A 13,431-nucleotide genomic window follows, 5' to 3' on the forward strand; every position below is an offset into this window, starting at 1 on the left:
CATTCCGAACCCGGAAGCTAAGGCCACCTGCGCCGATGGTACTGCACTCGACAGGGTGTGGGAGAGTAGGACACCGCCGGAACATCCTTCGCGAAAGGGGACCCTCACCGGGTCCCCTTTCGGCGTTTGACCACCCGGTGCCGCGTTGACGCTCGAGAGCGGCGTGATTGAATTCATGGGTAGGTGGGATCGCCCACCGGCCCTCCTCACGCGCTCCAGCGCCGTGGCCGGGTACCGCAGGCTACAAGAACAGAGAGGGATCACCGTGGCGGAGCAGAACGACGGCCGCAAACCCTTCCGCCGTAATAGTGGTGGGACCGGACAGGGCGGCTATGGCCGGCGCGACGAAGGCGAACGCCGCGACCAGGGACGGTCGTCGGGCGGACCGCGCCGCGAGCGCGATGGCGGCCGTGAGGGCGGATTCAACCGCAGCGGTGGCGGATTCAACCGCGGTCGTGACAATGAGCGTGGCGGCTACCGCTCCGAGGGCGACAGCGATCGCGGCGGCTATCGGGGCGAGGGCGGCGGCCGCGGCGGGTCCGAGCGCGAAGGTGGCCGGGGCGGCTACAGCCGTGAGGGCGGATTCAACCGCGGTGAGCGTCGTGAAGGCGGTTTCCAGCGCGGCGGTGATCGTCGTGAGGGCGGTTTCCAGCGCAGCGGTGAGCGTCGTGAAGGCGGATTCAACCGCGAGCGTCGTGAGGGTGGCTTCGATCGCGGCGGTGATCGTCGCGAGGGCGGTTTCAACCGTGGTGACCGTCGTGAAGGCGGTTTCCAGCGTGGCGAGCGCCGTGAGGGCGGTTTCAACCGAGGCGGCGATCGTGACGGTGGCTTCAATCGCGGCGAGCGCCGCGAGGGTGGCTTCAACCGTGGCGATCGTGACGGTGGCTCCTACCGTGGTGACCGTCGTGAAGGTGGCTCCTACCGTGGTGACCGTCGCGAAGGTGGCTTCGACCGTGGCGAGCGTCGTGAGGGCGGTTTCCAGCGCAGCGGTGAGCGTCGTGAAGGCGGATTCAACCGCGAGCGTCGTGAGGGTGGCTTCGATCGCGGCGGTGATCGTCGCGAGGGCGGTTTCAACCGTGGTGACCGTCGCGAAGGCGGCTTCAACCGTGGTGAGCGCCGTGAAGGCGGATTCAACCAGGGAGACCGTCGTGAAGGCGGTTTCCACCGTGGCGAGCGTCGTGAAGGTGGCTTCGATCGCGGTGACCGTCGTGAAGGCGGGTTCAACCGTGGTGGGGGACGGGGATTCGACCGGGACCGCGGGGAGCGGGAGGAGCGGAAGGGCTTCGCGCGCAACGGGTTCGCGGATGAGCGTCCGGAACACTCGGGGGCGGGACAGGATGTCGAGCGGGCCGGAAGCGGCTCGAGCGAGAGGTCGTTCGAGGGCGAGCGTCGCCGTGGTGGCGAGGGCGCGCGGGTCAGCGGCGGCCGGCCGGGGGAGCGGCGTTCGGGTCGTCCCGATGAGCCGAACCTGCCGGACGACGTCCAGGCCTCCGATCTCGAGCCGGCGGTGCGGCGCGATCTGCTGAGCCTGGACAAGGGCAATGCCGAGTCGGTGGCGCGGCACCTGGTCATGGTGGCGCAGCTGCTGGACGAGGATCCGGAACTGGCACTGGAGCACGCGCGCGCTGCCCGGCAGCGGGCCGGCCGCATCGCGGTGGTGCGCGAGACCGCCGGTGTCGCGGCCTATCACGCGGGTGAATGGGCCGAGGCGCTGTCGGAGCTGCGGACCGCGCGCCGCATGTCCGGCGGCGCGGGTCTGCTGGCCGTCATGGCCGACTGCGAGCGTGGTCTGGGCCGTCCCGAGCGCGCCATCGAGCTGGGCCGCAGCGACGAGGCCCGGGCCCTGCAGGGCGACGAGGCCACCGAGCTGCGCATCGTGGTCGCCGGCGCCCGGATGGATCTGGGGCAGTTCGACCAGGCCGTCGTCACCCTGCAGACCGCCGAGCTGGACCCGGCGCGCACCGGTTCCGCGGCCGCGCGCCTGTTCTACGCCTACGCCGAGGCCCTGCTGGCCGCCGGTCGCGAAGACGAAGCGCTGACCTGGTTCATGAACGCCGCCTCCGCCGACCTGGACGGCGAGACCGACGCCGAGGACCGCGCCGCCGAACTCTCCGGCGACGGTGACGGCGGCGCGGACTGGACCGCGGCGTTCGACGAAGACGAGGACGACGACGAGGCCGAGGACGACGCGGATTCCGCTGCGGCGGAGGAGGATTCCGACGCCGCCGACACCGCTGCCGAGTCGGAGCCGACCGGGAAAGCCGCGGATGGCTCCGGCAAGCCCGCGGACGACTCCGAGAACTGAGGACCGGCAAGTGATTTCGACCGTGCGGCCGCGCAACAGCGCAGCCGCACGGTCGTTTTTGTTTCTGTGAAGAGTGACGAGAGGGACGGCGTAATGCGACTGCGGGATCGGTTCGAGGCATTGCTGTTGGATCTGGACGGAACGCTGTTCCGCGGCCACGAGCCGATTCCGGGTGCGTCGGAAGCACTTTCGGCGGGCGATCCGGAACAGCGCCTGATGTATGTCACCAACAATGCGAGCCGCTCGGCCGACGCGGTGGCCTTCCACCTGCGGGAGCTCGGATTCGACGCCCACGAGGACGAAGTGGTGACCAGCGCGCAGGCGGCCGCGCGTGTGCTGGCGCAGCGGATCCCGCCGGGATCGACGGTACTCGTGGTCGGCACCGATGACCTGATGGCCGAGGTGGAGAACGTCGGCCTGCAGGCGGTCCGCCGCTTCGACGGCCTCGTGCCCAGCGCTGTGGTGCAGGGCCATTCGATGCAGACGGCATGGGCGGATCTGGCCGAGGCCGCCTACGCGCTGCGGGCGGGGGCGCTGTGGGTGGCCGCCAATACCGATGCCACGCTCCCCACCGAGCGGGGCCTGGCTCCCGGCAACGGCTCGATGGTCGCGGCGCTGCGACAGGCGTCGGGCCTGGAGCCGATCGTGGCGGGCAAGCCGTACGCGCCGCTGATGGAGGATGCGCTCGAGCGGGCCGGTACCCGCGACGCCCTGGTGGTCGGCGACCGCCTCGACACCGATATCGACGGCGCGCACGCCACCGGCCTGGCGTCGCTGATGGTGCTGACCGGCGTGAGCACGCTCGAGGATCTGGGCACCCAGCCCTCGGATCGCATGCCGACCTACATCGCCGAATCCCTCGACGCGCTGAATCGCCCTGTCGCCGACCTCGATCCGGTCGTTCCGGGCGTCGGAGACATCGCGAAGGAGATCGCGGCCCGTCTGGACGCGGCCCCGGGCCGCGCCATCCGGATCTCCTCGACGCCTCGCGGGTAATCCAGGACTTGCCGCGGGCCTGGATCAGGTCGCGTCGTCGGAGGAGTTGCCCACGGTGACCTCGGCGGCCGACAGGTCCGCGGTGAACGCACGGACTCCTCGAACTTCACGACGGTGTTGTACGCCGCCTTCCGACCATGACGCGGAAAGTCCCACGGATGCTGCCGGGCTCGAGGGTGACCTCTTGCCCGGCGATGCGGAAGGCGACGACGGAGAAGTTCGCGGTGTGCGGCTCCGCGCCTTCTCCGGCGCTGTCGTCGATCGGACTGCAGCCCAGCGTTCGGCGACCTCGACAACTCATTATTGTGAAGTCTCACAATGGTCTTCACGCCTCGAACGGTCGCGCGATGGCGGCTGGTGGCCAGGTCGAAGTGTCGGCACGAAGGTCGGCGCCTCGGCGATCGGCTTTCTCGACGTCTCTGTCCATTTGCCTCGCCCTGTCGACTGCACACGAGCGGTTTTCCAGGAAATCCGGGAGAGCGGGGTGGGGCGACGCGGACGGGGCCGGTCGGCGGGGAGATCGGTAGCGGTGGGGTACGTGTGTTCGAATGCGGGTTCGGGTAGCGTTGTCGCCACGATGACTATGCCCACGCCTCGCCCGCAGTTTCCCGCGCCGGGATCCCCTATCGGGACGCCGGGGCCCCGTCCGGGGGCGCCGTTGCCCGGGCAGCATCTGCCGGGTGCGAATCAGGAGTTCGCCGACCCGGAGCGGGTCAAGGCGGAGGTGGCCGCGCTGCTGGCCGAATTGTCGGCGGGCGCACCGAATCCGGGCTTCCCGGGCGCGCCGAGTATGCACTCGGAGGGCACCGATATCGTGCGGCGGGCCAAGATTCTGGAGCAGGCGCACGAGGTGCTGGTGCAGGCACTGGCCACGGTGGACAAGATCTGAGGTGGCCAGGCGCGCGCGGGTGGACGCGGAACTGGTTCGCCGCGGGTTGGCGCGGTCGCGGGAACACGCGGTCGAGCTGATCAACGCGGGCCGCGTCCTGATCAATGGGTCGGTCGCCACCAAGGCGGCGACGGGAGTCGAGGCGGGCACGCCGCTGCTGGTGCGGGAGGAACCCGACGAGGTGCAGTGGGCCTCGCGCGGCGCGCACAAACTGCTGGGCGCGCTCGAGGCGTTCGAGCCGCAGGGCGTGTCGGTCGAGGGCAAGCGGTGCCTGGACGCGGGTGCGTCCACCGGCGGATTCACCGATGTGTTGCTGTCGCGTGGAGCCAAGGAGGTGGTGGCCGCCGATGTCGGGTACGGCCAGCTGATCTGGCGGCTGCAGAACGATGACCGCGTCCGCGTGCACGACCGCACCAATGTGCGGCAGCTGACGCCCGAACTCATCGGCGGCACAGTCGAATTGGTGGTCGCCGACCTGTCGTTCATCTCCCTCGGCCTGGTGCTGCCCGCACTGGCCGCCTGCTGTGCGCCGGGCGCGGACCTGCTGCCGATGGTCAAGCCGCAGTTCGAGGTGGGTAAGGATCGCGTGGGATCCGGTGGTGTGGTGCGGGATCCGGCCCTGCGCGCCGAGGTGGTGCGCGAAGTCGCCGCCGCGGCAGCGAAACTCGGGCTGCGTACGCGTGGCGTGACGGCCAGTCCGCTGCCCGGTCCGTCCGGGAATGTCGAGTATTTCCTCTGGTTGCGCAAGGAGACCGGCGCGCCGGAGCGTCCGGAGACCGAGCCCGCTGCGACCGGTGACGGCGCGGACGTCGGTGGGGGCGCATACGATGCAGACGAGGCGGCGCGTGTGGCGGCGCTGATCGAGCGTGCGGTGCAGGAGGGTCCACAGTGAACGCGGCTAGCCCGGCCAGGGAGGTTCTGCTGGTCGCGCACCCGGGACGGCCGGAGATCACCGATACCGCGCACCGGGTCGCGAAGATCCTGTGCGGGGCCGGGATGGGGCTGCGCGTGCTCGAGGACGAGGCGTACAGCACCCGGTTCGACATCGACGACGAGGGCGCGGCCGACGGGTACCCGGTGCGGGTGATGGCACACGATCTCGACGCGGCGGTCGGCACCGAGATGGTGCTGGCGCTCGGCGGTGACGGGACGTTCCTGCGGGCGGCCGAACTCGCCCGCAGTGCCTCGGTGCCCGTGCTCGGAATCAATCTGGGGCGCATCGGTTTTCTCACCGAGGCCGAGGCCGAGCATCTGGACGAGGCGCTGTCCCAGGTGGTGCGGCGCGACTACACCGTCGAGGAGCGGATGACCATCGACGTCACCGTGCGCGTCGACGATGTGGTGGTGGAGCGCGGCTGGGCGTTGAACGAGGCCAGCATCGAGAACGCGGCGCGCATGGGCGTGCTGGAGGTGGTGCTGGAGGTGGACGGCCGGCCGGTGTCGGCCTTCGGCTGCGACGGTGTGCTGATCGCCACGCCGACCGGGTCCACCGCCTACGCCTTCTCGGCGGGCGGGCCGGTGGTGTGGCCGGAACTCGAAGCGCTGCTGGTGATCCCGTCCAATGCGCATGCCCTGTTCGCGCGGCCCCTGGTGACCAGCCCGAATTCGCTGATCGCGGTGGAAACCGTTGCGACGGGCCATGATGCGATCGTTTTCCTCGACGGCCGACGCACCCTCGCACTGCCGCGGGGCGGCCGGGTCGAGACGGTCCGCGGGACCGACCCGGTGCGGTGGGTTCGGCTCGACTCCGCGCCGTTCGCCGATCGGATGGTGCGCAAATTCCAGTTGCCCGTGACAGGCTGGCGTGGCCGACGGCGAACGGAGAGCACGAGTGCTGACAGAGATCAGGATTGACGGGCTGGGCGTAATTTCCACCGCCACCGCACAATTCCACGAGGGTTTGACCGTTTTGACCGGTGAGACCGGTGCGGGCAAGACCATGGTGGTGACGAGCCTGCACTTGCTCAGCGGCGCCCGCGCCGACGCGGGACGGGTGCGCCTCGGGGCGTCGCGGGCCGTGGTGGAGGGCCGTTTCACCGTGGACGAGGTGCACGACGGCGCCCTCGGCGAGGTCGAGCAGGTGCTGGAATCCACCGGCGCCGAACGCGATGACGACGGCAGCATCATCGCCGTCCGCACGGTCGGATCCGACGGCCGCTCCCGCGCCCACCTGGGTGGCCGCAGCGTGCCGGCCGCGGTGCTCGCGGACTTCACCACCCCGCTGCTCACCGTGCACGGGCAGAACGATCAGCTGCGGCTGCAGCGGCCCGACCAGCAGTTGCACGCGCTGGACCAGTTCGCCTCCGACGCGGTGGCGCCGCTGCTGTCCAAGTACCAGAAGGCTCGAAAGGCCTGGTTGGACAAGCGCAATCAGCTGCTCGAGCGGACCGCGCGCAGCCGGGAGCTGGCCCTGGAAGCCGACCATCTGACGCAGTCGCTGGCCGAGATCGACGCCGTCGCACCGGAACCCGGCGAGGACGACCATCTGGTGGCCGAGGTGCGCCGGCTGTCGGATCTGGATTCGCTGCGCGAGGCCGCCTCCACCGCGCACGACGCGCTGGCCGGTCCGGCCGATTCACCGGGTGAGGACGCGGGCGCCCTGGATCTGCTGGGCACCGCGCGCGCCCGCATCGAAGCCTCCGACGATCCGATCCTGACCGCGCTGGCTCCCCGTCTGGGCGAGGCGATTTCGGTGGTGGTGGATCTGACCACCGAGCTCAGCTCCTACCTGTCGGACCTGCCGGCCGATCCGGGCGCGCTGGAGTCCATGCTGACCCGCCAGGCCGAGCTGAAGACGCTGACCCGCAAGTACGCGCCGGATATCGACGGGGTCATCAAGTGGGCCGAGGAGGCGCGCACGCGCCTGGCCTCGCTGGACGTGTCGGAGGAGGCGCTGGCGGCGCTGGCCGCGGATGTCGAGACCGCGGCCGAGAAGGTGCGCGAAGCGGCCAAGAAGCTGACCGCGGCCCGCAGCAAGGCCGCGGGGAAGCTGGCGTCGGCGGTGAGCACCGAACTGGGTGGTCTGGCCATGGGTCGTGCCCGGCTCGAGGTCGGCGTCGGTCCCGTCCTTGCGGGCGTACAGGATTCGGCCCCGCTGGTCATCGACGGCACCGAACTGCACGCCGGCTCGACCGGCGTGGACGAGGTGGAATTCCGCCTGGCCGCCCACTCCGGCGCGCACCCGCTGCCGCTGAGCAAGAGCGCCTCCGGCGGTGAGCTCTCCCGCATCATGCTCGCCCTGGAAGTGGTTCTCGCCAGCTCCGAACATGGCACCACCATGGTCTTCGACGAGGTCGATGCCGGTGTCGGCGGCCGCGCCGCCGTCGAGATCGGCCGCCGCCTGGCCCGGCTGGCCCGCACCCACCAGGTCATCGTCGTCACCCACCTGCCGCAGGTGGCCGCCTTCGCCGACACCCACCTGGTGGTCGACAAGCTCGACGACGGCAAGGCCGTCAAATCCGGCGTCAAAGCCCTCACCCAGGACGAACGCGTCATCGAACTCGCCCGCATGCTGGCGGGCATGGGCGATACCGAAACCGGCCGCGCCCACGCCTGGGAACTCCTCACCACGGCCGACGCCGAGAAGGTCGGCGCCGCCGTCTCGGGCGAGTAACCGGGCACCGAGACAGAAGAACCGGCCGGGCCCGCGAAGGGTCCGGCCGGTTCTGTCCCTGCCGCCGCGCCGACTCCGAAAGCGCGGTGGCCGAGCGTTACTTGATCGCCTTGCGCACTCCGCCGATGAGGGCGTTGGTGAGGGCGCGGAGGCCGGGCTCGAGGATCTGGGCGGGGACGGGAAGGCTGGGCTCGGATTCCATGGTGTAGACGACCCGGGTGCCGCCCGGCGCGTCGGAGAAGCTGATGGTGCCGACGTGCCGCTTGACCGGGGCGCCCGCGATGACGCGGTAGACCATGCGCTCATTGGGGACGAGCTCGGTGGTCTCCTCGGTCGGGCCGATGCCGGCCAGGCCCAGGTGGTACTGCGCGCCGACGCCGGACGGGCTCCCGATGCCCGGCTTCTTCAGTGAAATCTGAATGGGCAGAAAGGCATTGAGGCTGTCGCGCTCGGTGAAGAGCTTGTAGACGACCTCACGCGGGGCGGGTAGGACGGTATCAACGGTGGTGCTGGCCATGTCCGGAGCATAGCCTTACCGGTCGGTAAGAAGGAAGGTGCGACGGGCGCGGCACCCGGGTCGGGCGTATGGAGGGCGACCACTGATTTCGTACCGGTTGGGGTAACTCGTCGGGTACGCCCGGAATCGGTTCGGCACCAACCGCGGGCACGGATGCATGGCCGGCGACGGCTCTTGGCCGGCCGCAAAGGTCGCGGGGAGGCGGGGGAGTCCGGCGCGCCTCCATCAAAGGTTGAGACTTTGCCGTAATCATCGATCGTTATGAAGATGCTGGCCCTGTTGTCGCGTAATACCGAAACGCTTCCGGGTCTGACCGGGATGGCCCGGGTGGACCGCAACACCAGGCGTTTGCTCCAGCGCGTGGGGCCTGGCGACGTGGTGGTGCTCGATGAGATGGACCTGGATCGGCTCACCGCCGACCGGCTCGTCGAAGCCCAGGTGGCGGTGGTGGTGAACGCCTCGCCGTCGATCTCCGGGCGATATCCGAACCTCGGTCCGGAAGTGCTGGTGGCCAATGGCATCCAGTTGCTGGACGCGGTCAGCTCGGATGTCTTCAAGAAGATCAAGGACGGCGCCAAGGTTCGCGTCGAGGGCGGCGTCGTCTACGCGGACAAACTGGCGAAGAAGGAACCCGAGGTACTCGTCGAGAGTATCGAGCTCACCGAGCTCACCATCGCCGAGCGCATGATCGAGGCGCGCAACGGGCTGGCCGACCATCTGGAAGCCTTCTCCGGCAACACCATCGAGTTCATCCGCACCGAATCCTCCTTGCTCATCGACGGAATCGGCGTCCCGGAAGTCGAAGTCGACATGAAGAAGCGGCATGTCGTGGTGGTGGCCGACGGTCCCGAGCACATCGACGACCTCAAGCGCATCAAGCCGTTCATCAAGGAGTACGCGCCGATCCTGATCGGCGTCGGCCGGGGCGCGGACACCCTGACCCGCCACGGCTACCGGCCCGACCTCATCGTCGGTGACCCGGAGGAGATCACCGCGAACACGCTGAAGTCCGGCGCGGAGGTGATCCTGCCCGCCGATACCGACGGCCACGCCAAGGGTTTGGAGCGCATCCAGGATCTGGGCATCGGCGCGACCACCTTCCCGTCCTCGGGCGCGCCCGCGGATCTGGCGCTGTTGCTGGCGGATCACCACGGTGCGTCGCTGATCGTCACCGTCGGTGCGGCGGCCTCGCTGGACGACTTCTTCGACCGCGGCCGGCGCGATTCGAATCCGGCCACCTTCCTGACCCGGCTCAAAATGGGCACCAAGCTCATGGACGCGAAAGCCGTTGCCTCGCTGTACCGCCACCGGGGCTCCGGCTGGGCGGTCGCGCTGGTGGTGCTCGCGGCGCTGGTTGCCCTGGTGGTCGCGTTGCTGGCCACCCACATGGGCGTTGAGGCGCTGACCTGGACCGCCGACACCTGGCATCGCGGATCGCACTGGGTGCAGGGCCTATTCGACCGGCACATCTAGGGGACCGATGATTTCCTTTCGCCACCACGCGATTTCGATCGCCGCGGTATTCCTGGCCCTGGCGGTCGGCGTGGTGCTGGGCACCCGCACACAAGGCAATGGGTTGTTTCCCGGCACGGGCGACCGGCAGCAGATCGACGATCTGCGTGCCGAGAACGGGCGTTTGAACGAACAGGTGAAGGCGGCCGACGCCTTCCTGTCGGGTTCGGCGGGCAAGCTGCTGGCGGGCGCGCTGGCCAACCGGTCGGTCCTCGTCTTCACCACCCCCGACGCCGACAGCGGCGACGCCGATGCCGTCACCGCGGCCCTCACCACCGCGGGCGCCGCGGTCACCGGCCGGATCGGCCTGACCGGCGCGTTCGCCGACTCCTCCGAGGGCGACCGACTGCGCACCGCGCTGCTGAACGTGGTCCCCGCGGGCGCGCAGCTGAAGGTCGACGCCGTGGATCAGGGCAGCCTCGCGGGCGATCTGCTCGGCCAGGCGCTGCTCGACGATCCGGTCAGCGGGCAGGCGCGCGGCACCCCGCAGGAGCGCGGCCTGGCCCTCGAGACACTGCGCGGCGGCGGCTTCCTGACCTTCGCCGAGGTGCAGCCCGCCCAGCTGGCCGTGGTGGTCACCGGCGACGGGGCGCGGGCCGACGAGAACAATCGCGGCACCATCATCGCCAGGTTCGCCGGGGGTCTGCGGTCCCACAGTGCGGGGGTGGTGCTGGCGGGTCGCTACGGGGCCGCCGAGGGGCCCGGGGCGATCGCCGTGACACGGTCCGAGGGTGGGCTGTCGACCGTCACGACCGTCGACAATGTCGATCGTGAGATCGGGCGGATCACCACGGTGCTCGGACTCACCGAGCAGTTGAACGGCGGTACCGGCCGTTACGGCACGGGTGAGAAGGCGACCTCGCTCACAGTCGCGGCCATGCCGCACTGAGACGATCCCCGGGCCGCACGTCGGAAAGCCCCGGCCACGCCGATGCCGACATGGGGAAGGCTTCCCGCGATACGCAGAATCGAGCCAATCGCGGGCAACCAACATGCGCGGCATGCGATCGGCGTCGCCGATCCGTGTTACCGTGAAGTCCCGTGGGTCAATCACGGATTCCGGCGCGCGCGGCCACGAAACACATCTTCGTCAGCGGTGGCGTCGCCTCTTCACTCGGTAAGGGTCTGACCGCCTCCAGCCTCGGTCAGCTGCTCACTTCACGCGGACTCCGCGTCACGATGCAGAAGCTGGATCCGTACCTGAATGTCGATCCCGGCACCATGAACCCCTTCCAGCACGGTGAGGTGTTCGTGACCGAGGACGGCGCGGAGACGGACCTCGATGTCGGCCACTACGAACGATTCCTGGATCGCGATCTGTCCGGGGACGCCAATGTCACCACCGGCCAGGTGTACTCGAAGGTGATCGCCAAGGAGCGCCGGGGTGAGTACCTCGGTGACACCGTGCAGGTGATCCCGCACATCACCGATGAGATCAAGAGTCGCATTCTCGCCATGACGGGACCGGACCTGCACGGGCAGGCGCCGGATGTGGTGATCACCGAAATCGGTGGCACCGTGGGCGATATCGAGTCGCAGCCGTTCCTCGAGGCGGCGCGGCAGATTCGCCACGAGGTGGGTCGCGACAACTGCTTCTTCCTGCACGTCACGCTGGTGCCCTACCTGGGTCCCTCGGGCGAGCTCAAGACCAAGCCGACCCAGCACTCGGTGGCGGCGCTGCGCAATATCGGTATCCAGCCCGACGCGCTCATCCTGCGCTGCGACCGCGAGGTGCCGCAGCCGCTGAAGAACAAGATCGCGCTCATGTGCGACGTGGATGTGGACGCCTGCATCTCGACGCCGGACGCGCCGTCGATCTACGACATTCCGAAGGTGCTGCACCGGGAAGGCTTGGACGCCTACGTCGTTCGCAAGCTGGGGCTGCCCTTCCGCGACGTCGACTGGACGGTCTGGGGCGATCTGCTGGACCGCGTGCACAACCCGCGCGAAGCGGTCACCGTCGCGCTGGTCGGCAAGTACGTGGACCTGCCCGACGCCTACCTGTCGGTCACCGAGGCGCTGCGCGCGGGCGGTTTCGCCTCGCGGGCCAAGGTGAACATCCGCTGGGTGCAGTCCGACGAGTGCGAGACCGAGGCGGGTGCGCGCTCGCACCTGGCCGACGTGGACGCCATCCTGATCCCGGGCGGCTTCGGCATTCGCGGCATCGAGGGCAAGGTGGGCGCCATCCACTACGCCCGCGAGCACAAGATTCCACTGCTGGGCCTGTGCCTGGGTCTGCAGTGCGTGGTCATCGAGGCGGCGCGCTCGGTGGGCATGAAGGACGCCAACTCGGCGGAATTCGAGCCCGACACCAAGTACCCGGTCATCTCGACGATGGCCGACCAGGAGCAGATCGTGGCCGGCGAGGCCGATCTGGGCGGCACCATGCGGCTCGGCGCGTACCCGGCTGTGCTGCAGCAGGATTCGCTGGTGGCGCGGGCGTACGGCGAGACCGAGGTCTCCGAGCGGCACCGGCACCGGTACGAGGTCAACAACACCTTCCGCGACAAGATCGCCAAGAGCGGCCTGAAGTTCAGCGGCACCTCCCCGAACGGCCACCTGGTCGAGTTCGTGGAGTACTCGCAGGACAAGCACCCGTTCCTGGTCGCCACCCAGGCGCACCCGGAGCTCAAGTCCCGTCCGACGCGCCCGCACCCGCTGTTCGCGGCGCTGATCTCGGCGGCGCTGGAATACAAGGCCGCCGAACGGCTTCCGGTGGAGATTCCCGACGAGGTACCCGCCTCGGAGGCCGAGAAGGTCTCCAAGTGATCCCCGCCTGACCGGGATTCCACGGCCCGCCCGAGCATTCGACGAGTGCTCGGGCGGTTTCGTATCCGCCGGGGTATCCGCGCTACGGTTCTGGAATGACCTCTTCGGAACCGGTCCCCGGCACACACGATTTCGATGTCCTGTCCAGTCGCACGGTGTACTCGGGCGCGATCCTGGCGCTGCGGTTGGACCAGGTGGTCATGCCCGGCGGCAAGGTCGCCGAGCGGGAGGTGATCGAGCACCACGCGGCGGTCGCCGTGGCGGCGCTGGACGACGACGACAATCTGGTGCTGGTGAATCAGTATCGGCATCCGATCGGGCGGCGGCTGCTGGAACTGCCGGCCGGACTGCTGGACAAGGCGGGCGAGGATCCCCTCGAAGCCGCCCGGCGAGAGCTGGCCGAGGAGACCGGGCTGGCGGCACGGGAGTGGTCGGTGCTGGTCGATGTGGCGCTCTCGCCCGGGTTCACCGATGAGGCGCTGCGGGTGTATCTGGCGACCGGGCTCTACGAGATCGACCGGCCGGACCCGGAAATGGAGGAGGCCGACCTCCAGATCCTGCGGATGCCGTTGACGGAGGCCGTACAGGCCGCGCTGGCGGGCGACATCACCAATGCCACCGCGGTGGCCGGTGTGACCGCGCTGATGACGGCCCGGTCCAGCGGGGCTCGGCTGCGGCCCGCCGACGCGCCCTGGCCGGGGATGCCCACCGCGTTCCTGGATCGCAAGGCGCGGGAGGCATCGCAGTAGATCCCGATTGGGAAGGCAATAGGTCCCGATTGGGAAACTTGTTCGCTTCGCCGGGTTCGGGTCGGGGAGTTCGTCGGTGGC

The 13,431-nt window shown here is 69.4% G+C and carries 10 protein-coding genes, 1 rRNA gene and 1 pseudogene; 11 read left to right on the forward strand and 1 reads right to left on the reverse strand.

Annotation, left to right across the window (positions count from 1 at the left end):
- From rrf to recN, 7 genes and pseudogenes are all read left to right on the forward strand, one after another.
- Nucleotides 1-82 (forward strand): 5S ribosomal RNA (rrf, locus tag ACWEQQ_RS27820); the annotation flags it as partial.
- A gap of 1,095 nt (nucleotides 83-1,177) precedes the next feature.
- Nucleotides 1,178-2,119: pseudogene (locus tag ACWEQQ_RS27825) on the forward strand (hypothetical protein); the annotation flags it as partial.
- Between the two features lie 279 nt (nucleotides 2,120-2,398).
- Complete coding sequence (locus tag ACWEQQ_RS27830) at nucleotides 2,399-3,301, forward strand: HAD-IIA family hydrolase (RefSeq protein WP_452350308.1); 903 nt, start codon at nucleotides 2,399-2,401, stop codon at nucleotides 3,299-3,301.
- Nucleotides 3,302-3,959: 658 nt separating this feature from the next.
- Nucleotides 3,960-4,190, forward strand: coding sequence for a hypothetical protein (locus tag ACWEQQ_RS27835; RefSeq protein ID WP_452342670.1), 231 nt, complete (start codon nucleotides 3,960-3,962; stop codon nucleotides 4,188-4,190).
- Nucleotide 4,191: 1 nt separating this feature from the next.
- Nucleotides 4,192-5,082 carry a TlyA family RNA methyltransferase gene (locus ACWEQQ_RS27840; protein ID WP_452350309.1) on the forward strand — a complete coding sequence of 297 codons (891 nt, stop codon included), beginning with the start codon at nucleotides 4,192-4,194 and terminating at the stop codon, nucleotides 5,080-5,082.
- Nucleotides 5,079-6,044 carry an NAD kinase gene (locus ACWEQQ_RS27845; protein WP_364624179.1) on the forward strand — a complete coding sequence of 322 codons (966 nt, stop codon included), beginning with the start codon at nucleotides 5,079-5,081 and terminating at the stop codon, nucleotides 6,042-6,044. The genes ACWEQQ_RS27840 and ACWEQQ_RS27845 overlap by 4 nt, the downstream gene beginning before the upstream one ends.
- The gene (gene recN / locus ACWEQQ_RS27850; RefSeq protein ID WP_452350310.1) at nucleotides 6,022-7,803 is read left to right on the forward strand and encodes a DNA repair protein RecN; all 1,782 of its coding nucleotides are present in this window, start codon (nucleotides 6,022-6,024) and stop codon (nucleotides 7,801-7,803) included. Before ACWEQQ_RS27845 ends, recN begins: the two co-directional genes overlap by 23 nt.
- A gap of 97 nt (nucleotides 7,804-7,900) precedes the next feature.
- On the opposite strand, the gene ACWEQQ_RS27855 is transcribed toward recN, so the two are convergent.
- On the reverse strand, nucleotides 7,901-8,320 hold the full coding sequence (locus ACWEQQ_RS27855) for an SRPBCC family protein (RefSeq protein ID WP_354844850.1): 420 nt from the start codon (nucleotides 8,318-8,320) through the stop codon (nucleotides 7,901-7,903).
- Nucleotides 8,321-8,581: 261 nt separating this feature from the next.
- Between ACWEQQ_RS27855 and steA the strand changes: the two genes are divergently transcribed.
- The 4 genes from steA to ACWEQQ_RS27875 all read left to right on the forward strand — a co-directional run bounded on the left by steA (nucleotide 8,582) and on the right by ACWEQQ_RS27875 (nucleotide 13,350).
- Nucleotides 8,582-9,793 (forward strand): putative cytokinetic ring protein SteA, encoded by a 1,212-nt coding sequence (gene steA, locus ACWEQQ_RS27860; RefSeq protein WP_452350311.1) that lies wholly within the window; start codon nucleotides 8,582-8,584, stop codon nucleotides 9,791-9,793.
- A gap of 7 nt (nucleotides 9,794-9,800) precedes the next feature.
- Nucleotides 9,801-10,721 (forward strand): copper transporter, encoded by a 921-nt coding sequence (locus ACWEQQ_RS27865; protein WP_452350312.1) that lies wholly within the window; start codon nucleotides 9,801-9,803, stop codon nucleotides 10,719-10,721.
- Nucleotides 10,722-10,873: 152 nt separating this feature from the next.
- Nucleotides 10,874-12,601, forward strand: coding sequence for a CTP synthase (locus ACWEQQ_RS27870; RefSeq protein WP_452350313.1), 1,728 nt, complete (start codon nucleotides 10,874-10,876; stop codon nucleotides 12,599-12,601).
- Nucleotides 12,602-12,696: 95 nt separating this feature from the next.
- The gene (locus tag ACWEQQ_RS27875) at nucleotides 12,697-13,350 is read left to right on the forward strand and encodes an NUDIX domain-containing protein (protein WP_402776802.1); all 654 of its coding nucleotides are present in this window, start codon (nucleotides 12,697-12,699) and stop codon (nucleotides 13,348-13,350) included.
- The last annotated feature ends 81 nt before the right edge of the window (nucleotides 13,351-13,431 follow it).

The organism is Nocardia sp. NPDC004123, assembly GCF_053603795.1.

Bases quoted from the DNA above. Each gene is read 5' to 3' on its own strand.
- ACWEQQ_RS27830 (WP_452350308.1), top strand. From the start codon at position 2,399: ATGCGACTGCGGGATCGGTTCGAGGCATTGCTGTTGGATCTGGACGGA.
- ACWEQQ_RS27855 (WP_354844850.1), bottom strand. From the start codon at position 8,320: ATGGCCAGCACCACCGTTGATACCGTCCTACCCGCCCCGCGTGAGGTC.
- steA (WP_452350311.1), top strand. From the start codon at position 8,582: ATGAAGATGCTGGCCCTGTTGTCGCGTAATACCGAAACGCTTCCGGGT.
- ACWEQQ_RS27865 (WP_452350312.1), top strand. From the start codon at position 9,801: ATGATTTCCTTTCGCCACCACGCGATTTCGATCGCCGCGGTATTCCTG.
- ACWEQQ_RS27875 (WP_402776802.1), top strand. From the start codon at position 12,697: ATGACCTCTTCGGAACCGGTCCCCGGCACACACGATTTCGATGTCCTG.